The sequence below is a fragment of the Pseudomonas sp. TE4620 genome, from assembly GCF_056279045.1.
Genome location: NZ_JBWBQO010000001.1, coordinates 1,831,183 through 1,854,607, shown reverse-complemented (window position 1 = coordinate 1,854,607; position 23,425 = coordinate 1,831,183). Strand labels below are relative to the sequence as shown.

The 23,425-nt window shown below is 62.3% G+C and carries 16 protein-coding genes; 9 read left to right on the top strand and 7 right to left on the bottom strand.

The window, feature by feature from the left end; translation table 11 throughout:
• Nucleotides 1-38: 38 nt before the first annotated feature.
• A complete protein-coding gene (gene metH / locus ACZ9A3_RS08870) occupies nt 39-3,746 on the top strand; it encodes a methionine synthase (RefSeq protein WP_213601507.1) in 3,708 nt (1,235 codons plus the stop codon).
• 126 nt (nt 3,747-3,872) lie between these two features.
• Nucleotides 3,873-4,091: a DUF2970 domain-containing protein gene (locus ACZ9A3_RS08865; RefSeq protein ID WP_010223692.1), complete on the top strand. Its 219-nt coding sequence runs from the start codon at nt 3,873-3,875 to the stop codon at nt 4,089-4,091.
• 261 nt (nt 4,092-4,352) lie between these two features.
• Here the strand turns inward: ACZ9A3_RS08865 and ACZ9A3_RS08860 are convergent, their stop codons facing one another.
• On the bottom strand, nt 4,353-5,435 hold the full coding sequence (locus tag ACZ9A3_RS08860) for an ABC transporter substrate-binding protein (protein ID WP_045198586.1): 1,083 nt from the start codon (nt 5,433-5,435) through the stop codon (nt 4,353-4,355).
• 217 nt (nt 5,436-5,652) lie between these two features.
• Here ACZ9A3_RS08860 and ACZ9A3_RS08855 point away from each other — a divergent pair, with 217 nt between their 5' ends.
• Complete coding sequence (locus tag ACZ9A3_RS08855; protein WP_093383634.1) at nt 5,653-7,305, top strand: nitrite/sulfite reductase; 1,653 nt, start codon at nt 5,653-5,655, stop codon at nt 7,303-7,305.
• On the top strand, nt 7,289-7,783 hold the full coding sequence (locus ACZ9A3_RS08850; protein ID WP_045198582.1) for a DUF934 domain-containing protein: 495 nt from the start codon (nt 7,289-7,291) through the stop codon (nt 7,781-7,783). The genes ACZ9A3_RS08855 and ACZ9A3_RS08850 overlap by 17 nt, the downstream gene beginning before the upstream one ends.
• A 33-nt stretch (nt 7,784-7,816) precedes the next feature.
• Here the strand turns inward: ACZ9A3_RS08850 and ACZ9A3_RS08845 are convergent, their stop codons facing one another.
• The 3 genes from ACZ9A3_RS08845 to sohB all read right to left on the bottom strand — a co-directional run bounded on the left by ACZ9A3_RS08845 (nt 7,817) and on the right by sohB (nt 12,142).
• Complete coding sequence (locus ACZ9A3_RS08845; protein ID WP_258597567.1) at nt 7,817-8,851, bottom strand: tRNA (adenine-N1)-methyltransferase; 1,035 nt, start codon at nt 8,849-8,851, stop codon at nt 7,817-7,819.
• A gap of 162 nt (nt 8,852-9,013) precedes the next feature.
• Nucleotides 9,014-10,993, bottom strand: a complete 1,980-nt coding sequence (locus ACZ9A3_RS08840) for an NEL-type E3 ubiquitin ligase domain-containing protein (protein WP_476252402.1) — start codon at nt 10,991-10,993, stop codon at nt 9,014-9,016.
• A gap of 129 nt (nt 10,994-11,122) precedes the next feature.
• Nucleotides 11,123-12,142, bottom strand: a complete 1,020-nt coding sequence (sohB, locus tag ACZ9A3_RS08835) for a protease SohB (protein WP_093383647.1) — start codon at nt 12,140-12,142, stop codon at nt 11,123-11,125.
• Between the two features lie 196 nt (nt 12,143-12,338).
• Here sohB and ACZ9A3_RS08830 point away from each other — a divergent pair, with 196 nt between their 5' ends.
• Nucleotides 12,339-13,049 carry a histidine phosphatase family protein gene (locus ACZ9A3_RS08830; protein WP_093383652.1) on the top strand — a complete coding sequence of 237 codons (711 nt, stop codon included), beginning with the start codon at nt 12,339-12,341 and terminating at the stop codon, nt 13,047-13,049.
• A 56-nt stretch (nt 13,050-13,105) separates the two neighbouring features.
• A complete protein-coding gene (locus ACZ9A3_RS08825) occupies nt 13,106-13,423 on the top strand; it encodes an SCP2 sterol-binding domain-containing protein (RefSeq protein WP_045198572.1) in 318 nt (105 codons plus the stop codon).
• A 54-nt stretch (nt 13,424-13,477) separates the two neighbouring features.
• Here ACZ9A3_RS08825 and ACZ9A3_RS08820 read toward each other — a convergent pair whose 3' ends face one another.
• On the bottom strand, nt 13,478-18,664 hold the full coding sequence (locus ACZ9A3_RS08820; protein ID WP_476252401.1) for a dermonecrotic toxin domain-containing protein: 5,187 nt from the start codon (nt 18,662-18,664) through the stop codon (nt 13,478-13,480).
• 201 nt (nt 18,665-18,865) lie between these two features.
• On the opposite strand from ACZ9A3_RS08820, the gene ACZ9A3_RS08815 reads away from it, so the two are divergent.
• From ACZ9A3_RS08815 to ACZ9A3_RS08805, 3 genes are all read left to right on the top strand, one after another.
• Nucleotides 18,866-19,933, top strand: coding sequence for a phosphotransferase family protein (locus ACZ9A3_RS08815; protein ID WP_401290192.1), 1,068 nt, complete (start codon nt 18,866-18,868; stop codon nt 19,931-19,933).
• A 22-nt stretch (nt 19,934-19,955) separates the two neighbouring features.
• A complete protein-coding gene (locus ACZ9A3_RS08810) occupies nt 19,956-20,723 on the top strand; it encodes an SDR family oxidoreductase (RefSeq protein ID WP_045198566.1) in 768 nt (255 codons plus the stop codon).
• Nucleotides 20,724-20,865: 142 nt separating this feature from the next.
• Entirely contained in the window at nt 20,866-21,645 is a 780-nt protein-coding gene (locus ACZ9A3_RS08805; protein ID WP_045198562.1) for a TSUP family transporter, read from the top strand.
• Here ACZ9A3_RS08805 and nudC read toward each other — a convergent pair.
• Complete coding sequence (gene nudC, locus ACZ9A3_RS08800; RefSeq protein WP_093383666.1) at nt 21,613-22,443, bottom strand: NAD(+) diphosphatase; 831 nt, start codon at nt 22,441-22,443, stop codon at nt 21,613-21,615. The genes ACZ9A3_RS08805 and nudC overlap by 33 nt on opposite strands.
• Nucleotides 22,444-22,476: 33 nt before the next feature.
• Nucleotides 22,477-23,289, bottom strand: a complete 813-nt coding sequence (locus ACZ9A3_RS08795) for a crotonase/enoyl-CoA hydratase family protein (RefSeq protein ID WP_045198558.1) — start codon at nt 23,287-23,289, stop codon at nt 22,477-22,479.
• Between the last annotated feature and the right edge of the window lie 136 nt (nt 23,290-23,425).

The following is a 23,425-nucleotide window of genomic DNA, read 5'->3' as shown; positions in this document are numbered from 1 at the left end:
ATTCCGCAACTTTTGTTTTTGCCCGACCAGGTAGTCCTATGTCTGACCGCAGCGCTCGTTTCCAAGCACTTCAGCAAGCACTCAAAGAGCGCATCCTGATTCTCGATGGCGGCATGGGTACTATGATCCAAAGCTACCGCCTCGAGGAACACGACTATCGTGGCACGCGCTTCGCCGATTGGCCAAGCGATGTCAAAGGCAACAACGACCTGTTGCTGCTGTCGCGCCCCGACGTCATCGCCGCCATCGAGAAGGCCTACCTGGACGCCGGCGCCGACATTCTCGAAACCAACACCTTCAACGCCACGCAGATTTCCCAGGCCGACTACGGCATGGAGTCGCTGGCCTATGAGCTTAACCTCGAAGGCGCACGCATCGCCCGTCAGGTCGCCGATGCCAAGACCCTCGAAACCCCGGACAAACCGCGCTTCGTTGCCGGCGTGCTCGGCCCCACCAGCCGCACCTGCTCGATTTCCCCCGACGTCAACGACCCGGGCTATCGCAACGTCACCTTCGACCTGCTGGTAGAAAACTACCTTGAGGCGACCCGCGGCCTGATCGCTGGCGGCGCCGACCTGATCCTGATCGAGACCATCTTCGACACCCTCAACGCCAAGGCGGCGATCTTCGCCGTGCAGCAGGTGTTCGAGGAAGACCGCGTCCAATTGCCGATCATGATCTCCGGGACCATCACCGATGCTTCCGGCCGCACCCTGTCGGGGCAGACCACCGAAGCGTTCTGGAACTCGGTGCGCCATGCCAACCCGATCTCGGTGGGCCTGAACTGCGCCCTCGGTGCCAAGGACCTGCGCCCCTACCTCGAAGAGCTGTCGAGCAAAGCCGGCACCCATGTCTCGGCGCACCCCAACGCCGGCCTGCCGAACGCCTTCGGTGAGTACGACGAAACCCCGGCCGAAATGGCCGTGGTGGTCGAAGAGTTCGCCGCCAGCGGCTTCTTGAACATCATCGGCGGCTGCTGCGGTACCACCCCGGGGCATATCCAGGCGATTGCCGAGGCGGTCGCCAAGTACCCGCCACGGGCCATTCCCGACATCCCCAAAGCCTGCCGGCTGTCGGGCCTTGAGCCGTTCACCATCGACCGCAACTCGTTGTTCGTCAACGTCGGTGAGCGCACCAACATCACCGGTTCCGCCAAGTTCGCCCGCTTGATCCGCGAAGAGAACTACACCGAAGCGCTGGAAGTCGCCCTGCAGCAGGTCGAGGCCGGCGCCCAGGTGATCGACATCAACATGGACGAAGGGATGCTCGATTCCCAGGCGGCCATGGTCAAGTTCCTCAACCTGATCGCCGGTGAACCGGACATCTCCCGCGTACCGATCATGATCGACTCCTCCAAGTGGGAAGTGATCGAAGCCGGCCTCAAGTGCATCCAGGGCAAGGGCATCGTCAACTCGATCTCGATGAAGGAAGGCGTCGAGGCCTTCAAGCATCACGCCAAGCTGTGCAAGCGCTACGGCGCCGCCGTGGTGGTGATGGCCTTCGACGAGGTCGGCCAGGCCGACACCGCCGCGCGCAAGCGCGAGATCTGCCAGCGCAGCTACGACATCCTGGTCAACGAAGTGGGCTTTCCGGCCGAAGACATCATCTTCGACCCGAACATCTTCGCCGTTGCCACCGGCATCGAGGAGCACAACAACTACGCCGTCGACTTCATCGAAGCCTGCGCCTATATCCGCGACCACCTGCCCTACGCCCTGAGCTCGGGCGGTGTTTCCAACGTGTCGTTCTCGTTCCGTGGCAACAACCCGGTGCGCGAGGCGATCCACTCGGTGTTCCTCTACCACGCGATCCAGAACGGCCTGACCATGGGTATCGTCAACGCCGGCCAGCTGGAGATCTACGACGAGATCCCGCCGGCGCTGCGCGAGCGGGTCGAGGACGTGGTGCTCAACCGCACCCCGGAAGGCACCGACGCCCTGCTGGCGATCGCCGACGACTACAAGGGCGGTGGCGCGGTCAAGGAAGTCGAGAACGAGGAATGGCGCTCGCTGCCGGTTGGCAAGCGCCTGGAACATGCGCTGGTCAAGGGCATCACCGCCTTTATCGTGGAAGACACCGAAGAGTGCCGCCAGCAATGCGCGCGCCCGATCGAGGTGATCGAAGGCCCGCTGATGAGCGGCATGAACGTGGTCGGCGACCTGTTCGGCGCCGGCAAGATGTTCCTGCCCCAGGTGGTCAAGTCGGCGCGGGTAATGAAGCAGGCGGTAGCGCACCTGATTCCCTTCATTGAACTGGAAAAAGGCGACAAGCCCGAAGCCAAGGGCAAGATCCTCATGGCCACGGTCAAGGGCGACGTGCACGACATCGGCAAGAACATCGTCGGCGTGGTGCTCGGTTGCAACGGCTATGACATCGTCGACCTCGGCGTCATGGTCCCGGCCGAGAAGATCCTGCAGACCGCCCGCGAGCAAAAATGCGACATCATCGGCCTGTCCGGCTTGATCACCCCGTCGCTGGACGAGATGGTCCATGTTGCCCGCGAAATGCAGCGCCAGGACTTCCACCTGCCGCTGATGATCGGCGGCGCCACCACCTCGAAGGCCCACACGGCGGTGAAGATCGAGCCCAAGTACAGCAACGACGCGGTGATCTACGTCACCGACGCCTCACGCGCGGTGGGTGTCGCCACCCAGTTGCTGTCCAAGGAACTCAAGCCAGGCTTCGTCGAGAAGACCCGCCTGGACTACATCGAGGTGCGCGAGCGCACCGCCAACCGCAGCGCCCGCACCGAGCGCCTGAGCTACGAGCAGTCGATCGCCGCCAAGCCCAAGTATGACTGGGCCGGTTACCAGCCGGTGGTGCCGAGCTTCACCGGCGTCAAGGTACTGGAGAACATCGACCTCAAGGTACTGGCCGAGTACATCGACTGGACGCCGTTCTTCATCTCCTGGGACCTGGCCGGCAAGTACCCGCGCATCCTCACTGACGAAGTGGTCGGCGAAGCCGCGACCGCGCTGTTCAAGGATGCCCAGGAAATGCTCGCCAAGCTGATCGACGAAAAGCTGATCAGCGCCCGCGCGGTGTTCGGTTTCTGGCCGGCCAACCAGGTCAACCATGACGACATCGAAGTCTATGGCGCCGATGGTCAGCCACTGGCGCAGCTGCACCACCTGCGCCAGCAGACCATCAAGCCGGACAACAAGCCGAACTTCTCCCTGGCCGACTTCGTCGCACCTAAAGACACCGGCATCACCGATTACGTCGGCGGTTTCATCACCACCGCCGGCATCGGCGCCGAGGAAGTGGCCAAGGCGTACCAGGACAAGGGCGACGACTACAACTCGATCATGGTCAAGGCCCTCGCCGACCGCCTGGCCGAGGCCTGCGCCGAGTGGCTGCACGAACAGGTGCGCAAGGACTACTGGGGTTACGCCAAGGACGAGCACCTGGACAACGAGGCGCTGATCAAGGAGCAGTACTCGGGTATCCGCCCTGCCCCGGGCTACCCGGCCTGCCCGGACCACACCGAGAAGGAAACCCTGTTCCGCCTGCTCGACGGCACCGCCATCGGCGAAACCGGGCCCAGCGGCGTGTTCCTCACCGAGCACTTCGCCATGTTCCCGGCGGCGGCGGTCAGCGGCTGGTATTTCGCCCACCCGCAGGCGCAGTACTTTGCCGTCGGCAAGGTCGACAAGGACCAGGTGCAGAGCTACACCGCGCGCAAAGGCCAGAAGCTGAGCGTGAGCGAGCGCTGGCTGGCGCCTAACCTTGGTTATGACAACTGAAGCTGCAAGCTTCAAGCTACAAGCTGCAAGCTGCAAGAAGGCGCATCAGCCTCTTGTAGCTTGAGGCTCATAGCTTGCAGCTTCCGTCTACACTGAGAGGGGATGCCTTTTAACCAGGAGCCCCTCATGGACGAACCCGCCCAAGGCAAACCCCCGACCTTCTGGCAGATGCTGCAAAGCATCCTGGCAGCGGCCTTCGGGGTGCAAAGCGGCAAGAACCGCGCCCGCGACTTCAACCACGGCAAGGCCAGCCACTTCATCGCGCTGGGCACCGTGTTCACCTTGCTGTTCATTCTGGTATTGATCGGGCTGGTGCAACTGGCCATGCACCTGACCGCCCGCTGAAAAGCAGTCCGCCCGCAGATGTCCATTCTGCGGGCGGTTCACTGTTACCCATCGGGTGATGTCACTGGTGGCTGACCCAGTACACGGCGGTCACTACCACGAGGATGATCAGACAGAGTATCGCCCAGGCATCGACACTGCTGTCAGGCTTACCCGCTTTGGTCGAATTTCCCATTGCATCGCCTCTTGTAGTGTTTATGGGAATGCATGTCACCCGTAGCAGTTAAGTTCAGCAATGGCCATTGCTCAAGCAGGGGTATTTCAATATTCGACCGGGGCGTTGAGAAACGGGTAGCGGTAATCCGGCGCATGGCCCTGAGCGCTGAAACGGTTGAAATCCAGGCCGTAGTCGGCTTGATCCTGCAGGTTCAGCCAGCGCCGGGCCCGTTGCGGGTCGATCATCTGCAGCACCGGCACCTGGTAATCGCGCCGGCCATCTCGGTCGATTGGCAGTTTCAGCGCATCATCGTGCAGTAACACCATGGCCCAGCCGCCGAGGGAAAAGTGTCCGCCCATGAGCACGCTCAGGCGCCCGTCGATGCGCGCCTGCAACGCCGCCGGCGAGCTGTTGACGGCGCTCAGCAGCACATCCTTGCCCGGCACGCGCCCAGCTTCCTCCAGCGCCTGCATGGCGCCAAAGGCCATTTCGTCGTTGGCCGACCACACCAGCTCGACCTTCGGGTAGCGCTGTAACAGCTGGCGGGCCTGTTCGTAGGCACGCTCGCGGCCCCAGCCGCCATACACCACCTGGCGCAGGCGCACCTCGGGGTGCTCGGCCAGGGCGCGGCGCATGCCCTGCTCGCGCAACTGCGAGGCCGGGGTGGTCTTGAGCCCGGAAAACGCCAGCAGCTCCAACGGCCGGGTCACCCCCGGGCGGGCACGCAGGGCAATCAGGGTTTTGAGCATCTGGTAGCCGGCCTGCTCGTCATTGCCCACCAGGGTGGCGAGCAAGGGCGGGTATTTGTCCGGGTGGCTGGCAATCAGCTCGACCTGATTCGGTGTCAGGCCGTTATTGACCAGGAACAGCTTTACCCCGCTGTCGCGGGACAGGCGGATGATCTCCGGAGCAATGTACTGCTCGTTCACCAGCACCAGGTAATCGGGGCGCTGACGGCCTTCGAGCACTTCACGGGCCTGGGTCAGCGCCAGCTCCGGCCGGCGCTCGCTGTACTGGATACGCAACTGCAGGCCCAGATCGTCGGCGGCAGCCTGCATGAAACGCGAATAACTGACCCAGAAAGTCTCGTTGGAATAGCCCGGATTGAGAAACACCACTGAAGCCGCCTGCGCACCGGCCACCAGTGGCAGGCTCAGGCAAAGGCTTTGGCACAAGGCCTTGAGCATGCGTTGACGCTCCCGCTATTCAAACCGGCAATTATAACCGCCCGTAGTGGCACATTGGACAAATGCCAGTCAGTCTCACTTAGTCCAAATGGTTCTTTTCATATGCAAAAACTTCACTTTTGCGCATAAACGCAAACTGCTATCTTTCCTCGGCTCCGCACCGGAGTGCGCGGCCGTGCGCGCGATTAGCTGCAAGCAGCTTGAGAACAGGACCCCTATGTACGTATACGACGAGTACGATCAGCGGATCATCGAGGACCGCGTCAAGCAGTTCCGGGATCAGACCAGCCGCTACCTGGCCGGTGAACTGAGCGAAGAAGAGTTCCGCCCCCTGCGCCTGCAAAATGGCCTCTATATCCAACGTTTTGCCCCGATGTTGCGGGTCGCCGTGCCTTATGGCCAGCTGACCTCGCGCCAGACACGGATGCTGGCGAAGATCGCGCGCGACTACGACAAGGGCTACGCCCACATCAGCACCCGGCAGAACGTGCAGTACAACTGGCCAGCCCTGGAAGACATCCCCGAGATTCTGGCCGAGCTTGCCACCGTGCAGATGCACGCGATCCAGACCAGCGGCAACTGCCTGCGCAACGTCACCACCGACCAGTTCGCCGGTGTCGCTGCCGATGAAGTGATCGACCCGCGCCCCTGGTGCGAGATCGTCCGCCAGTGGACCACCTTCCACCCAGAATTCGCCTACCTGCCGCGCAAGTTCAAGATCGCCATCAACGGCTCGAGCAGCGACCGCGCGGCCATCGAAGTGCACGATATCGGCCTGGAGCCTGTGTACAACGCAGCCGGCGAGCTGGGCTTTCGCGTACTGGTCGGTGGCGGCCTGGGCCGTACCCCGGTGGTCGGCGCCTTCATCAACGAGTTCCTGCCCTGGCAGGACCTGCTCAGTTACCTGGACGCGATCCTGCGGGTGTACAACCGCTACGGCCGTCGCGACAACAAGTACAAGGCGCGGATCAAGATCCTGGTCAAGGCGCTCACCCCTGAAGTGTTCGCCGAAAAGGTCGAGGCCGAAATGGCCCACCTGCGCGGCGGCAGCACCACCCTGACCGAGGCCGAAGTGCACCGCGTGGCCAAGCACTTTGTCGACCCGGACTACAAGGCGCTGGACAACCTCGACTTCAGCGAGCTCGAACAGCAGCACCCAGGCTTTGCCCGCTGGCGCGCGCGCAACGTGCTGGCGCACAAGCGCCCTGGCTACGTCGCCGTGACCCTGTCGCTCAAGCCTACCGGCGTCGCCCCCGGCGACCTCACCGACAAGCAACTGGATAGCGTGGCCGACCTGGCCGAGCGCTACAGCTTCGGCCAGCTGCGCACCTCCCACGAGCAGAACATCATTCTTGCCGACGTCGAGCAGAGCCAGTTGCATGCCCTGTGGCTGGAGCTGCGCGAGAACGGCTTGGCCACGCCGAACATCGGCCTGCTGACCGACATCATCTGCTGCCCGGGCGGTGACTTCTGCTCGCTGGCCAACGCCAAGTCGATCCCGATCGCCGAGTCCATCCAGCGTCGTTTCGACGACCTCGACTACCTGTTCGACATCGGCGAACTGGACCTGAACATCTCCGGCTGCATGAACGCCTGTGGTCACCACCACGTCGGCCATATCGGCATCCTCGGGGTGGACAAGAAAGGCGAAGAGTTCTACCAGGTCTCCCTGGGGGGCAGCGCCAGCCGCGACGCCAGCCTGGGCAAGATCCTCGGCCCTTCCTTTGCCCAGGACGACATGCCGGATGTGATCGAGAAGCTGATCGACGTCTACGTTGAAAAACGCACCGAAGACGAGCGCTTCATCGACACCTACCAACGTATTGGCATCGACCCATTCAAGGAACGCGTCTATGCAGCGAATCATTAAGAACAACCAGATCGTCGACGAAACCTGGCACCTGCTGCCCAAGGATTTCAACATCGACGAAGTGACCAACTGCGACGACTACATCGTGCCGCTGCAGCTGTGGCGTGAACACGGCCATATGCTCAAGGCCCGCGACGGCGGCCTGGGCGTCTGGCTGGACGCCGACGAAGAAGCCGAAGAAATCGGCGAAGTGGCCAACCAGTTCCAGGTCATTGCCCTGAACTTCCCGGCCTTCACCGACGGGCGCAACTACTCCAACGCGCGCCTGCTGCGTGACCGCTACAAGTTCACCGGCGAGCTGCGCGCCATTGGCGACGTGCTGCGCGACCAGTTGTTCTACATGAAGCGTTGCGGCTTCGATGCTTTTGCCCTGCGTGCCGACAAGGACCCGGTCGAAGCGCTGAAGAGCCTGCAGGACTTCTCGGTGACCTACCAGGCCGCCACTGACGAACCGCAACCGCTGTTCCGTCGTCGCTGAATGCATTGCCGGGCGACCCGAGTCGCCCGGCGATCAATCTCCAGATCGTTGCTCATCCTGCATTAACCCCGTACCCTCTGCCGCAGCCCTCGCAGCCCGGCGCAGCTTGCGGCCTGAGGTGGGGCGCCTGGTCGTCTCGATGGCGTTCCAGGCTTGAAGGTCTTCATCGGCAAAAGCTTTCTTCTGCCCCACCGACACCAATGGCCCTGCCCCGTCGGCAAAGCGCCGGGTCAGCAGCAAGAAGCCGGTGTGCGCGACCATGCGGTGTTCAGGACGCACCGCCAACCCCTCAAGGTGCCAGCCACGAACCATCGATTCCCAGGCCTGTGGCTCGGTGAAGCGCCTATCGGCGCAAATCGCCTGCGCCGTACGTGACAGCTGGGTGACGGTGGCAACATAACTAATCCAGACGCCGCCCGGGACGAGCACCTCGGCGATTGCCTCCAGGCATTCCCACGGCGCCAGCATGTCGAGCACCACACGGTCGATGCTACCCGGAGCTTCGTGCTTGAGTACCTGCTCCTGCAAATCTCCCAACGTTACCCGCCAGGCCGGATGCGCCTGCCCGAACAGGCTCTGGACGTTGCCACGAGCGATATCGGCGAATTCCTCGCGGCGTTCGATCGAGTGCAGGTAACCGTGGTCACCTACAGCACGCAACAACGCAATGGACAGTGCCCCGGAGCCAACGCCAGCCTCGACCACCCGCGCCCCGGGAAAGATGTCGGCCATGGTCACGATCTGGCCGGCATCCTTGGGATAGACCACTGCTGCACCTCGCGGCATGGACTGGATAAAATTGCTCAGCAGCGGCCTGAAGACAAGGTACTGCCGGCCTTGACTGCCAGTTACCCGCGAGCCGTCCGGGCGGCCAATGATGTGGTCATGGGCAAGATAGCCTTTGTGGGTGTGAAAATGCCCGCCCGGCGCCAGGCAGATGACATTCAGATGGCCACGTTCATCACTGAGCTGGACACGCTCCCCAGCACGCAACGGGCCACGTCGCTGGGACGCCCCTACCGGTAGCTGACATGCGGCTTGGGCCGATGGCGAGCAAAAACTGTTCAAGCGGCGTACTCCTGCAGACTCTTGGAAAAATTCCATGTATCGAGACTGGAGTCGCACCAGGGCAAAGTGTTACGCAACCGGCACCTGTCACGCCGGTGCTTGTGTAATGGCATGTGTAAGAGAGCGGCTCCCGAACCCGGCCAGGCATGGGAGCCAAGTGGTTCATAGATGGGTAACCTGGTCCGGCACGCTGTTCCAGATATCCGCGGTCAGTGTCTCGATCAGTTCGCGCTCAACCTCCTTTGCCTTTTCAAGGTTGGCATCGCTTCTTTCCTTATATTCCTGGGACGTAATCGTGTCTGCGTCGAGGTCCAACTGATTCTGCAGGGCAGAAATCGGTTTGTTGGCCTCTTCGAATCGAGACTTGTAATTATTTTTGAGAAACTCGATCCAGAAGTCCCGACTCGAGAGCTCAGCCTTCAGGAGCTCTGGCGTTTCCCCCGCAAGCACCTCGTTTTCAGCGGCCTCAAGCTGCGCCTGGGTCACATTGGCTATGCGCCCGAACAGCATGCTTTGCGGCTGCCCCGGCAGGTCCAGGCGTTCGGCCAGACCAATGCGATAGGCCAAACGCACTTCCACATCGTCAACAGGCACCCCTGCCGCCCGTCGCGCAGTAATATCACGCAAGGCAATCCGCTCCACCGCATCCAGACGGCTTGTGCCACGAGCCAGGTTGACCAGCGCGTATTCGGCGCCGACCACTGTCCCGGCTTGCTTCGCTTGTTGCACCAGCACCAGCACCTCAAACTGGCTGAACACCAGAATGACGCCGTCGCCGCAGGTATCCAAGCCATTGGCAAATTCGAACAACGAAGCGCGGACTTCTGTATCGCTTTTGGCAGCAGCGAGCACGTTCAGTACACGCTCGCGCAACCCGGTGTAATCGAGGCGAAAATCGGCGGTGCCGGGTAAATCGTTGAGCAGACGGAAAAACTCGCCACTTCCCGCCATGTCAGCCAGAACGGCCCAATCGCTTTTGATTTGCTCCGCTCTGACCGCGTCGACGCCGGTCAACCAGAGCGCTACAGGCGATTCAGGTGTTATAAGGTGCGGCCCGCGCAGGTTCTGCACTACCTGGAAATGCACGCCAGTGCGCTGGTGGTAAGTTTCGAGCCGCTCAAGGCTGAATTGATCCAGGAGATTGCCATGCAGGCTGGTGATGCCATTGACCCTCACAACCTGCGGCGTGGTCTGCAGTACCGCCTCGGGTATATGGCGAATCCGGTTGAGGCGCAAATCCAGCACTACCAGCCGCTCAAGCTCGAACACCCCGTCAGGCCAGGTGCTGATCTGGGTGCTTCGCAAAGACAGGTTGAGCAACTGCGACATTGCTGCGACTGCAGGTGGCTGGCCCAGCGGATTGTCATCCAGATACAGCAGTTTCAATTGCGTGAGCCGCCCCAGCACCGCCTGGGTCGCCTCGGTCATCTCCAGGTTGTTATGGCGTACTTGTAGCCGGGTCAGGCCCTGCAGCTCGCCGATTGCCTCGTCAAGCCCGGTCAGGCGGTTGCCGTTGAGGTCGAGCCAGCGCAGCCTGCTGAAAACCTGCAGAAAGCTTGCCGGCACTGATCGCAAGCCCATTGCCGAGAGAACCAGGTCGCCAATGTGACTGAAATCTGCGGTCAACGGCGGCAGCGCGCCCAGACGCCAGTTGCTCAAGTCCAGACGGTAGCCGATAAAGCGTCCGTCACCGGCGTGGATACGGGCAGTTTCCCGGCGCCAGGCCTTTTTGATTCGTTCAACTACCCGAATCAGCGCCGGCGAGTTTGCCGGGGCTACCATCGCACCAAACCCTAAATCCTGCTCCTGGCCGGCCCATTGCTTCAACGTTTCACTCAACTGCCGGTACTCTTGCCGACGCTGTTCCAGCGCCTGGGCCTGCTCAACCTCGGTCGCGCCCAGTTCCTGAAGCAAACGCTGCGCCTCTTGCGGCTCCAGAATCGGATACAGGCTGCGGACCTGGCTCAGCAAGCTGTTGTCGAATCGACTGCCCACCGCCCCACGGCCACTGAGCGGGTAGCCCAGGCGTCCATCGGCCAGGCTCAGCGGCGAGCGCAACCAACTGCGCGCCCATGCGCTCGAAGTCTTCGGGCCGGGCATGGCGAAGCCAGGCCGGCAGGCGTTGCGAAATGAACGGGCCATGCAGGCCGGGAACGGATAGTGAAGAGGGGGTGGTCATGGCAAGTCTCCTGTTGGCTTGAATGCCTAGGAGACCTGCCGCAAGCACCGCCAGGGTGCTAATTAATGCTTGGGCGTTGCAGGGCTAGCCGGTTACCACAGCCGGCCACTGAGACGGCTCCAGAGCTTGACCGCCAGGTGTTCGAGCGAACCGCTGGCTGCCAGGCCCACACGTTCCTGCAGGCTTTTGCGCTCGGCAAAGTGCAGATGATACAGGTTGGCCTCGCGGGCGCGCTGGCTCAGGTACTCGTCGCTGGTCATCAACTGGTCGACCAGTTGCTTGTTCAGCGCGGCAACGCCGAGCCAGACCTCACCGGTGGCAACATCATCGATGTGCAACTGCGGGCGGTAGCGCGAGACGAAGTCCTTGAACAACTGGTGGGTGATGTCCAGGTCTTCCTGGAACTTCTCCCGGCCTTTTTCGGTATTCTCGCCGAACACGGTCACGGTGCGTTTGTATTCACCGGCGGTGAACACTTCGAAGTCGACGTCGTGTTTTTTCAGCAGGCGGTTGACGTTGGGCAACTGCGCCACCACGCCGATCGAACCAAGGATGGCAAAGGGTGCGCTGACGATCTTGTCGCCGATGCAGGCCATCATGTAGCCACCGCTGGCGGCGACCTTGTCGATGCACACGGTCAATGGCACGCCAGCCTGGCGAATACGCGCCAGTTGCGAGGCCGCCAGGCCATAGCTATGGACCATCCCACCGCCGCTTTCAAGGCGCAGCACCACCTCGTCCTGGGCCGTGGCCAGGCTCAGCACCGCGCTGATTTCATGGCGCAGGCTCTCGGTGGCCGAGGCCTTGATGTCGCCGTCGAAGTCGAGGACGAACACCCGGCTTTTTTCTTCGGGCTTTTTCTTCAGTTGTTTTTCGGCCTTGGCCTGCTGCTTGCGCAAGGCTTTTAACTGGGCCTTGTCCAGCAAGCTGCTTTCCAGGCGCTCGCGCAAGTCTTTATAGAACTCATTGAGCTTATTGACCTGCAACTGGCCGCCGCCCTTGCGCCGGCCCTTGCCGCGCAGACCGGCAATTGCCGAGAGGACAATCAGAATCGCGATCACCAGGGTCGCGGTCTTGGCGAGAAAGCTTGCGTACTCTGCAAGAAACTCCACAGTAACTCCTTAACATGCCTGCGCCCGTGCGGCGCGAACCGATAGTCAAGCATACCGAGGCCGCCCTGCCCCTGCCAGCGCAGGAAATCTTCGGCAATGCAGTTCAAACGCTCTTTTCAAACGCTTGTATGTTTTTTCGTTGACAGCCTGACAGCGGCAACCTAACCTCGGCTCATCCTTAGCGCAGGCGGACGACGTGGGCAGTATCTACCTGATTCGACATGGCCAGGCTTCATTTGGTGCAGACGACTACGACGTCCTCTCGCCCGTGGGCATGCGCCAGAGCGAGGCCTTGGGCGAGCACCTGGCGCAACTGGGCTTGCGCCTGGACCGCTGCCTGGCCGGCGACCTGCGCCGCCAGCAGGACACCGCGCGACTGGCCTTGGCAGTGATGCACAACGCCGGTTGCGAAGTGCCCACGCTGGAAACCGACAACGCCTTCAACGAATTCGATGCCGACGGCGTGATCCGCGGCCTGCTGCCCGGCCTGTTGCCGGACGAGCCGGAAGCCTTGCACGTGCTACGCAACGGCACCCAGAACCGCAGCGAGTTCCAGCGCCTGTTCGCCTTGCTGGTGCAGCGCTGGCACGGCGGCGAACATGCCTGCGAAGGCGCCGAGAGCTGGCAGGGCTTTGTCCAGCGGGTCGATGGCGGCCTGCAGCGGGTGCTGCAACAGGCCGGCAACGGCGACAACATTGCCATTTTCACCTCGGGCGGCACCATTGCCGCCCTGCTCCACCTGGTAACCCGTATCACTGCCGGCCAGGCTTTCGAGCTGAACTGGCAGATCATCAACACCTCGCTCAGCCAACTGAAGTTTCGCGGCCGCGAGGTGGCCCTGGCTTCCTTCAACAGTCAGGCCCATGTGCAGCTGTTGAAGGCGCCGGAGCTCATCACCTACCGATGAACCCCGGCTCGTTGTGACCTCACCCGTCACGCAAATCACTTAATAAGGAACACACCATGAGCGATGTAGCAAAAGCCGTCGAAGCGATGAAAGCCAAGTTCAACCCAGCCGCCGCCGCTGGCCTGGACCTGGTATTCGGTTTCAACATCACTGACGAAGACAAGCACTACGCCCTCATCGTCAAGGATGGCACCTGCGAAATCCAGGAAGGCGAAAACGCCGACGCCAACTGCACCCTGGTGCTGGACAGCGACACCCTCAAGGGTATCGTCAGCGGCGAAACCGACGGCATGCAGGCCTTCATGGGCGGCAAGCTGCGCGTTGAAGGCGACATGATGCTGTCGATGAAACTGAGCGAGCTGTTCCCGGCCTGATCGGCTGGCAGCGAAAAAAAAACCGAAGCCTGGGCTTCGGTTTTTTTTGCTGGCTCAACCAGCATCACGTCCAATTTCTTCTTTTGTCAGCACCCCTGGAAGCTCGTTTTCCCTCACTTCCCGGGCATCCTGCAGTTTCCTGTAGGCCTGAATCCATGTGGCTTCATCGTACGCTAGCTGCGCCAGCTCGCTTGGTGCCAGCGCAAATGCCGAGGCCAGCTGTTCAGCCGTCTCCCCCGCTACCACAGGAAGCGGCGTCGTCAGGTCTGCTTGCGTTCCTCGTAGCCGTTGCAAGTCTTCCATGAAACCGGTCGCAGGATCGAAGATGCCGGCCAGTTGAGCCTGTAGCGCCTCGTAGCGCGCGCGATACCTGCGCTTGAGGTAATCTTGCCAATAGATTTCCTGGGTCATCCATTCAGGCAGCAGAGCCGCCTGATCCTGGCGGATTATACGCGCAGCCTCAGCCAGCATATCGCTGGTGACCCAGAACACCGTATGGCCATGGATCATTTCTGTCGGTTGATGACGCAAGCCCAGGCGTTCAGCCAGATGAATCCGGTAATACAGTTCCACTTCGATCGCATCGATGAAGTGCACGAACTGCGGATCGGCCTGCCAGCCGCGGATCTGCTCCGCCACATAGGTGCGCAGGCGTTGCAGGCGCCAGCGGCTGATGCCCAGGGCCAGCAACTGTCGACTTGCCTGGCCACCCTGACCGAGTGCCTGATCGGCCTCTCGCAGCCCCTGCAGGTCACTGAATACCACGATATCGCGGTCCTCGCAGGTATCGGCGTCAACTGCCTGGGCGAACAGTTGCCTGCCCAGTTGTTCAGGGTCCGCTGCAGCCGCCTCGATCAGTTGCACAGCCTGAGGCTCGGTTACTTGTCCGTTGGTCAGCAACCGGGCCAGTAAACGCCTGAACGAGCGTGACTCAGGCAGGCGAAACAGCTCCAGCGCGGTGTGCTCCTGCTCTTGCGTCAGTTGCTGATAGGCGCTCAGGTCGGTGTCCCCTCCGTCATCCAGCACCTCCTCGATACGCACGTCCGCCCCGGGCTCGGCCTGAACCGCCATGCGCTCACGAATCAAGCGGGTAGTCAGCGCCTCGCTCATGCCCTCGTAGCCAAACAACAGCCGCGGCATTCGTCCGGCGCCAGCAGGCACTTCGATAATGGCATTGCCTTCGAGGCGAACGTCAAAGTTCGCGGTGGTCTCAAGCCCCAGCGGCCAGCCAGTGATGTGCGCGTCCGGCAACGCCAAGAGGCGCAGCCGCGGCATCTGGCGAATGTCCGGAGTAAGCACCAGCGGGTTATGGCCCATGGACAACTCACGCAAGTTGGTTATGCCCGCCAGCTCACTGACATCGGCTTCGCTCAGGGTAATGTTGTTGCGCGTCAGGTACAGCCGGCGCAGGTTCGGCATCCCGGCCAATTCGGCAAACGCGCCTGGGCCGAAGCTGGCTTCGTTCTCCATCAGTGACAAGAAGCGCAAGCCGGACAGCTGCCGCAAGGGCGCCAGTTGCTCGGCCGTGACAGTGACCGGCGAGGGCGACACGCCCCGAAGATCCAGCGACCACAAACGCCGAAGCCCGCCCAAGCGCGCCAGGTGGGCCAACCCTGTTCGGCTATAGGTGAGATCCAGCACCCGCAACTCACTCAGTTGGCCAATGTTCTGCGGGATTTGCGTGATCGGCGTGTGACGTACGCTCAAGCGACGCAGATTGGGGTAGGCGCTCAAGAACTCTGCCGGCAACTCACTGATGGCCGTCATGCTGCTCAACTCGAGTTCGAGAATCTGGCCGACGGCGCTCGTAAGAGGCGGCAGCGCATCAACCCTGGGGGAGTTGAGTGTCAGTACGTAGCCGGGCGCCCCATCCACTTGATACTCGCTGACCTCAAGTGGCGCCCTGCTGCGCAGTTGCCAGACATCCAGCAACTGCATCGCCAATTGCCGGCGCCTTTCGCGGGCCGTGTTTGTAGCCCCCTGTTCCACCCACGACGACAGGCCTTGGCGTTCGGCTTCCAGCTCCTGCTCCAGATCGCCGACTAAATTTTCCAGGTTTTCACCCTGCAAAACCGCATTACGGACAATATCGCGCAACTGTTCATCGGTCTTGTCGGGAAACAGGCTGCGCAGACGCTGCTCATACGTGCGCGGCAACAAGCGCCCGATCGTACCACCCAAGGGATAGCCACGGCGCCCGGCCCCGACCGGCAGGGGCGGCCTGAAACGCCCCTGCTCCACCGCCATGCCCAACGCCAGCCGCGCCTTGGCAGGCTGACGCGCCGCCTGCACCAGCAGGGCGCGGCGCAGTGCGGTGCTGTCACCGATGTTCAAGCCAAGCGCCACGCGCTCGCTATCGGGCAAAGCCTGCAGCAGGCTGGTGAAGAAGCCGTGATCCGCTGTCTCAAGCCCGCTCAACTCGGCGTCATTTTCGTCGAAAGCGCGCCAGCCCTGGGCACTTTTAACCAGGGTTTTTCGCGACGTCGCGCCCGCGCTGCCAATGCTGTCGAGCTCAGTGCCGGACACACTGTCGCGGCGCACGCTCAAATGAACCGAGTCGCTCCAGCCGGACAATTCCGGCAACAAATGCAGGGCCAGCCGGTAGTTGTCGTCATTGGCCAGGTAGCTGATTTCGAGGCCTTCGCAAGCGCGTGACAGGCGTACCTGGCGCGACGCCTCGCGGGCCCGTTTGGCAAGCGTCAGCGGCACCCGCCCGGAAGCCTGCCAGCGGCTGCGCTCAACTTCGCTGGCCGCCTTGACCAAGGCTTCGGCGAGCGGCCGCGACAGCCCCTGGAAATCCCGCTGCAACGCCGTTTGCAGGGGGTCGAGCGGTTCACTCACATTCAGGTACAGGCTGTCGAAAATCCGTGACCTTGATGCCTGCATCTGCTCAGCCAGTTGCTGGCCGATCTCGGCTTCAAGGTCGCGGGCCAAGTGGTCATTACCAAACCAGCGGCTGCGTTCGGCCACGCTCAAACCCTCTACCACCCTGCGAATCAGGCGTCCTGCGGCCAGGTCACTGCGCGAGAGCTTGATGGCGGCCACCTCAGGCTGCGCACGACCATACACCATCGGTTGCCCCCACAGTTCGGCACTGTCATACAGCTCGACGGCTTTGCCTTGCGGCCAGCGCGGTAACTCCGGCAGCAGCGATACCGGGTAGTTGAAGCCTGATTGCAACCCCTGCCCGGTCCTGACATTGTCGATCTGTGCCGCGATCAGGCGATCGATTTCAAACCGCCGCCTGACGTCGAGCAAGGCTGCCGGGGCGGGTTGGTCGTCACTGTAGACCGCACGCAGCTCAGCATCGCTGACGCCGCTGATGTCGGCCATGCGCTCAAGCGCCGCGTCTGCCCAACCTTCGAAGGCGTGCCCGAGCCTGCGCACCAGGGTCGGGCGTGGCCAACTGTCGACGCGCTCCAGCGCATGATGCCAGGCACCCTCACCGTTATGCTCAAGTACAGGCCGGTAAGCCTGAGGGTCGTCGGGGTGCTCGACACGCCATTTGCCCAGGTGCGAATCCTGGGTGATTTCCAATGGCTTGCCCTCGATGCGGATGTAGCGTTTGCCTGCGACCCGGTAAATGCCTTGCGCATCGGCAAAGTGGCCCTCCAGCAGTGCTGTGCTTTGCTGGTAAGGGGCAAGATCCGGTCGCCACAGGCGGACCTCACCCCCTGGTAGCTCGACCACTTCCAGCGCATCGATCGCCAGCGGCTGGCTCAACGCTGCGCCCGCGGCTCCCGCAGCCACACCCAGTCCGGCAGTGATAGCCAGGTTGATACCGAAGGACTGCAAGTAGCTGATAGCCTGCTGCTGGTCATTGGCCTCCCAGGCTTGCAGGCCGTTGAACAGGTCGCCCAGCAGCTGCGCACCGAGGGCCACCATCATCACCTCGCCCAGGCCCGGCACGAAGAACGCGGCTACGTTGAGCATACTAAAGCCCAGGCCCAGGTAATGGTTCAGCTCCTGCAACCAGGCGTCGCGATCGACGTCAGCGGTCGGCACCGCCAGGGTCCTGGCGTCGTCCCAGGCCCTGGCCAACATCGCGCTGTGCAGGTAGTCGAAGCACTCGCCGCGTATTTCCTGAAGCCTGGGTGGGTGCGCGTGCCAGTTGTCGCTTTGCTTCAATTGAGCGAATACGGTGGATTGCCCGCGGCGCCCGACGAAGCGACTGAAAAAGCCCTGGAACTGCGGGTCTTGCAGGCGCGCCTTGAGGCTGCGGTAAAAATCAGCGTAGGAGTCGTATTCCTGCACAGGCTTGGCATCGCCCGGCATTATCACCACGACCGGCACCGGCAGCGCCTGGCCGGCAGGATCGGGGCCAAGCAATAGAAAACCGCCGCCCAGGGTGCTACCGAAGAGGTTGAGCAGGTAGCAACGCGAGCCGTCGAACGCGCTGTTGCCACTCTCATACACCTTGTCGACCCTCAAGGTCTGTGTCGCCGGGGCGCTTGCCGACTGCCTGAGCATCTGCTTGAGCATGTGGTAAGCCGGCTCGCTGATGTGGCCGGCGATACGCGCCGCGTGCACGTTGCTTTCGCAGCGGTCCCTGGCCGCTGCTACCAGCGTGCGGCGCACGGCGTCGCGACTGTGGGCGGCATCTAGAATCGACTTGAGATGGTCCTGGTACTGTTGGCCGATATCCAGCTCCCGGCACAGCTTTGCAAACTGCTGGGGGCTGATGGGCAGCTTGCTGGCGTAACGGATGGATTGATGGGCGCGCCGCTCAGGGTCCACTGTCGAGGGGAAAGGTTGCAAGGCACCGACCGCCGTCACCGCACTGTAGGTATCGGTGCGAAAGATCTCTGCGTCGCTTGCAGTAAAATTCTGCAAGGCCGCCTGCAATAACGGCTGGCGTGATATCAACACCGAGGCCAGGCGATCTTCGCGCAACGAAGCATCATCGCGCATGTGCACCAGCTCATTGGCCGTTACGCTGATATCCAGCGCCAAGCGCTTGTTTATTTCAGCGCGTAGCAGCGGCTCGGCAAACTCGCTGATTCCCTTGATTTGCCTCAAAACCCGGGCGGCCGCAGCGCTGGAGGCCTGGGTACGCCTCAGGCTGTCGCTCAATGCCTGGCGCAGTTGCGCGTCGGTATCTGCGGCACTCTGCGCGCAAGGCAGTTGACGTTGATGCAGCTCTTTGATGGCATGGGTGCTGGCATGGCTCAGCCAGGTGGGGATCTGCTGGTTGAAATAGCGCTCATGGCTCTTGAAAGGCGTCAGGGTGTCGGTGGTCATTGTCGCTGCCTCATGGATGGCGGAAGGCAGCAGTCAATCAAAGGCACGCAGGGAGCGGGGTGTAGTTATATATGCTCAGCCGATCAAACCTGCTGATTGTGCTGCAACACGCTCACCTATAACGCCCGGGTGTGCTTGTGAGCGTGCGCGGCAGGAATTAGATTGGCCAATAATCTCTGGCTTTGAACATAAGGGAAACGCATGACGCTCACCGACCAGTCCACCCAGGTCCGACCCGGCGAAGAACTTGATGCCGCAGTGATCGACCCTTATCTGAAAGCGCATATCCAGGGCCTGACCGGTGCGCCGACCATCAGCCAGTTCCCCGGTGGTGCCTCGAACCTGACCTACCTGGTGCAATACCCCGGGCGCGAGTTTGTGTTGCGTCGCCCGCCGTTTGGTCACAAGGCCAAATCCGCCCATGACATGGGCCGCGAGTTCCGCATCCTCAACCAGCTCAACAGCGGCTTCCCCTACTGCCCCAAGGCCTACGTGCATTGCACCGACGAGTCGCTGATCGGTGGCGAGTTCTATGTCATGGACCGGGTCAAGGGCATCATCTTGCGCTCGGACCTGCCGCCGGAGCTGGGCCTGGATGCCCAACGCACCGAGGCCCTGTGCAAGAGCTTCATCGAGCGGATGGTCGAGCTGCACCAGGTCGACTACAACGCCTGCGGCCTGGGCGACCTGGGCAAGCCCGAAGGCTACGTGCAACGCCAGATCGAGGGCTGGGCCAGCCGCTACGAAAAAGCCCTGACCGCCGATGCGCCACGCTGGGAAAAGGTCATCGCCTGGCTGCGCGAGAAAATGCCGGCCGATCACCCCAAGCCTGCCATCGTGCACAACGACTACCGCTTCGACAACGTCATCCTCGATGCCGACAACCCCATGCGCATCATCGGCGTGCTCGACTGGGAAATGACCACCATTGGCGATCCGCTGATGGATCTGGGCAACACCCTGGCCTACTGGATTCAAGCCGACGACCCGGCGCCGGTGCAACTGATGCGCCGCCAGCCAAGCAACGCCCCGGGCATGCTCACCCGCCAGCAGTTTGTCGATTACTACGGCGAACGTGCCGGGATCAAAATCGACAACTACGACTTCTACTACACCTACGGCCTGTTCCGCCTGGCCGGCATCGTCCAGCAGATCTACTACCGGTTCTTCCACGGCCAGACCCAGGACAAGCGCTTCGCCCAGTTCATCCACATGAACACGCTGCTGGAGCACATGAGCCTGCAGGTCATCGGCAAGTCCCCACTCTGACGACTCCAACAAGGAAAAGACCATGTCCAAGACCCACCTGTTCGACCTCGACGGCAAAGTCGCCTTCGTCTCCGGCGCCAGCCGCGGCATCGGCGAAGCCATCGCCCACCTGCTGGCCCAGCAAGGCGCCCATGTGATCGTCTCGAGCCGCAAGCTCGAGGGTTGCCAGCAGGTTGCCGAAGCGATCATCGCCGCCGGTGGCAAGGCCACCGCGGTTGCCTGCCACATCGGCGAGATGGAGCAGATCAGCCAGGTCTTCGCCGGCATTCGCGAACAGTTCGGGCGCCTGGACATCCTGGTCAACAACGCCGCCACCAACCCGCAGTTCTGCAACGTGCTGGACACTGACCTTGGCGCCTTCCAGAAGACCGTCGACGTCAACATCCGCGGTTACTTCTTCATGTCGGTGGAAGCCGGCAAGCTGATGCGCGACAACGGTGGCGGCAGCATCATCAACGTTGCCTCGATCAACGGCGTGTCGCCGGGGATCTTCCAGGGCATCTACTCGGTGACCAAGGCGGCGGTGATCAACATGACCAAGGTCTTCGCCAAGGAATGCGCGCCGTTCGGTATCCGCTGCAACGCCCTGCTGCCAGGCCTGACCGATACCAAATTCGCCTCGGCGCTGGTCAAGAACGATGCGATCCTCAACACCGCGCTGCAGCAGATCCCGCTCAAGCGCGTGGCCGACCCGAAAGAGATGGCCGGGGCGGTGCTGTACCTGGCCAGCGACGCATCGAGCTACACCACTGGCGTGGCGTTGAATGTCGACGGTGGCTTTTTGTCCTGATGAAAGCATCGCGGGGCAGGCCCGCCCCTACAGTAGGAGCGGGCTAGCCCCGCGATGAGGCCCTGACAGACAGTCCCGATCTCCATTACCATATCGACCCTTCGGCGCAGCCCTTCTGCGCCCAGTCGATTAAGCCCACGCCATGCCTTTCGAACTCAGCGTAGACCCCACCACCCTGGCGATTCTTGCCGCCGTCGCTTTCGTTGCCGGTTTCATCGATGCCATTGCCGGCGGTGGCGGCCTGCTCACCACCCCGGCGCTGCTCACCGCCGGCATGCCACCGCACCTGGTGCTGGGCACCAACAAGCTCAGCTCGACCTTCGGCTCGGCCACCGCCGGCTTCACCTACTACCGGCGCAAGCTGTTCCACCCGGCGCAGTGGCGTCATGCCCTGGTCGGTACTTTTATCGGTGCCCTGATCGGTGCGGTGGTGGCCCACTACCTGCCGGCCGAATGGCTGAACAAGATGCTGCCGGTGATCGTCTTTCTCTGTGGCGTCTACCTGCTGTTCGGCGGCACGCCCAAGGCGCCGCTGGATGCCGATGCGCCGGTGAAAAAGAAGTGGCAGATCCCCCAAGGCTTCACCCTGGGCTTCTACGACGGCGTGGCCGGCCCAGGCACCGGCGCGTTCTGGACCGTCAGCACGCTGCTGCTCTATCCCATCGACCTGGTCAAAGCCAGCGGCGTGGCGCGCAGCATGAACTTCGTCAGTAACGCCGCAGCGCTGTCGGTGTTCATCTTCTCCGGCCAGGTCGACTGGCTGGTGGGCCTGTCGATGGGCTCGGCGCTGATGGTCGGCGCGTTCTTCGGCGCGCGCACCGCCATCAGCGGCGGCAGCAAGTTCATCCGCCCGGTGTTCATCACCGTGGTGCTGGCGCTGACCGTGCGCCTAGCGTGGCAGCACTGGTTCGGCCAGGCCTAGGCGGCGGGCCACGTACAGGTCGATCAGATAGCGCGCAATCGAACGCCCCGCCGGCAACGGCGGTAGCGCATCGACGCGAAACCACTGGGCGTCCTCGATCTCGTCCGGCTGCATGACGATCTCGCCGCCGGCGTACTCGGCATGAAAACCGAGCATCATCGAATGGGGGAACGGCCAGCACTGGCTGCCGACGTACTGGATGTTCTGCACCTCGATCGCGACCTCTTCGCGCACTTCGCGCACCAGGCAGTCTTCGGCCGATTCGCCAGGCTCGGCGAAGCCTGCCAGGGTGCTGTACACGCCGCTGACAAAGCGCGGTGAACGGGCCAGGAGGATTTCGTCGCCACGGCTGATCAGCACGATCATGCTCGGCGAGATGCGCGGGTAGCTGCGTAAATCACACGGCGCGCAGTACATCGCCCGCTCCCAGTGGATTTGCTCCATGGCCTGGCCGCAACTGCCACAGAAGCGGTGCTCGCGGGCCCAGGTGCCGATCTGCGCGGCATAGCCAAGAATCTTGTAGGTCTCGAAGTCGCCTTCGAGCATGAACTGACGCAAGCCGCGCCAGCTGCAGCCGGCTACCGCCTGGGGGCTGCGCAACTCCAGAAGGAACACCGGCTGGCCATCGAAATGGCCGATGCCGTGCTCGCAAAGCACGTCCAGCTCCTGGCGCTTGAGCCAGTCGCGCGGGAACAGCGCGCCGTTGTCATCGACCAGAAAACCCTCACTGCTGCGGGCGACCGCCCAGCCGCCGGTGAGGTTTGTGTCCAGTACTGCGGTGGTCCAACGCGCTGACATGTGCCGGTTCCTTGCGGGGTTCGCCGCCGGGGGTCAGTCGGCGAACTCGGGTTTCTGTTTGCTCATGTGGGCGGCAACCGCCACCCGCAGATCGGTGGATTGCAGCATGGCGGCGTTCCAGGTGGCGATGTACTCCAGGCCATCGTCGATGCGGTGATCGCGCATGTAGCTGATCATGTGCTTGGTGCCGGCCACGGCAATGGGAGATTTTCCCGCAATTTCGGCGGCAATGGCAAAGACTCCGTCAAGCAGTGCCTCATGGCTGTCAAACACACGGTTGACCAGGCCGATGCGCTGGGCTTCGTCGGCGGCGACATTGCGCCCGGTGTAGGCCAGTTCGCGCATGATGCCGTCGCCGATGATCCGTGGCAGACGCTGCAGGGTGCCGACATCGGCGGCCATGCCCATGTCGACTTCCTTGATCGAGAACTGCGCGTCGCTGCTGCAGTAACGCATGTCGCAGGCCGAGACCAGGTCGATGGCGCCGCCGATGCAGTAACCCTGGATTGCCGCCAGCACCGGCTTGCGGCAGTTGTCCACGGCATTGAACGAGGCCTGCATGCGCAGGATGGTGCGGCGCAGCAGGCGCGCGTTGCGGCCGACGTCCTTGCCCAGTTCGTTGGCCACCGAGGCCAGCAGCATCAGGTCGATGCCGGAAGAAAAATGCTTGCCGGCACCGCTGATGACCACCGCGCGCACTTCGTCGGTTTCATCGATCCAGCGGAAGATCTCGACGATTTCGCTCCAGAACGCCGCGTTCATGGCGTTGTACTTTTCCGGGCGGTTGATCTGCACGTGGGCGATGCGGTTGTTCAGTTCGACCTTGAACGCTTGGTAGTCAGTCACGGTGCTCTCCTTGAAGACGGCGAGGTTGATCGCAGGACTATAACAAGGTGCCCGTCGGCGCCAAGGCCGCGCTTGTGCCAAAACCGGGACTTTTACCTTGATCTCCGTTCACACATGCGGCACTTTGCCCAGCTGT

Coding starts and splice junctions, on each gene's coding strand:
- metH (WP_213601507.1), top strand. CDS start 39: ATGTCTGACCGCAGCGCTCGTTTCCAAGCACTTCAGCAAGCACTCAAA.
- ACZ9A3_RS08865 (WP_010223692.1), top strand. CDS start 3,873: ATGGACGAACCCGCCCAAGGCAAACCCCCGACCTTCTGGCAGATGCTG.
- ACZ9A3_RS08860 (WP_045198586.1), bottom strand. CDS start 5,435: ATGCTCAAGGCCTTGTGCCAAAGCCTTTGCCTGAGCCTGCCACTGGTG.
- ACZ9A3_RS08855 (WP_093383634.1), top strand. CDS start 5,653: ATGTACGTATACGACGAGTACGATCAGCGGATCATCGAGGACCGCGTC.
- ACZ9A3_RS08850 (WP_045198582.1), top strand. CDS start 7,289: ATGCAGCGAATCATTAAGAACAACCAGATCGTCGACGAAACCTGGCAC.
- ACZ9A3_RS08840 (WP_476252402.1), bottom strand. CDS start 10,993: ATGGCCCGTTCATTTCGCAACGCCTGCCGGCCTGGCTTCGCCATGCCC.
- ACZ9A3_RS08825 (WP_045198572.1), top strand. CDS start 13,106: ATGAGCGATGTAGCAAAAGCCGTCGAAGCGATGAAAGCCAAGTTCAAC.
- ACZ9A3_RS08820 (WP_476252401.1), bottom strand. CDS start 18,664: ATGACCACCGACACCCTGACGCCTTTCAAGAGCCATGAGCGCTATTTC.
- ACZ9A3_RS08815 (WP_401290192.1), top strand. CDS start 18,866: ATGACGCTCACCGACCAGTCCACCCAGGTCCGACCCGGCGAAGAACTT.
- ACZ9A3_RS08810 (WP_045198566.1), top strand. CDS start 19,956: ATGTCCAAGACCCACCTGTTCGACCTCGACGGCAAAGTCGCCTTCGTC.
- ACZ9A3_RS08805 (WP_045198562.1), top strand. CDS start 20,866: ATGCCTTTCGAACTCAGCGTAGACCCCACCACCCTGGCGATTCTTGCC.
- nudC (WP_093383666.1), bottom strand. CDS start 22,443: ATGTCAGCGCGTTGGACCACCGCAGTACTGGACACAAACCTCACCGGC.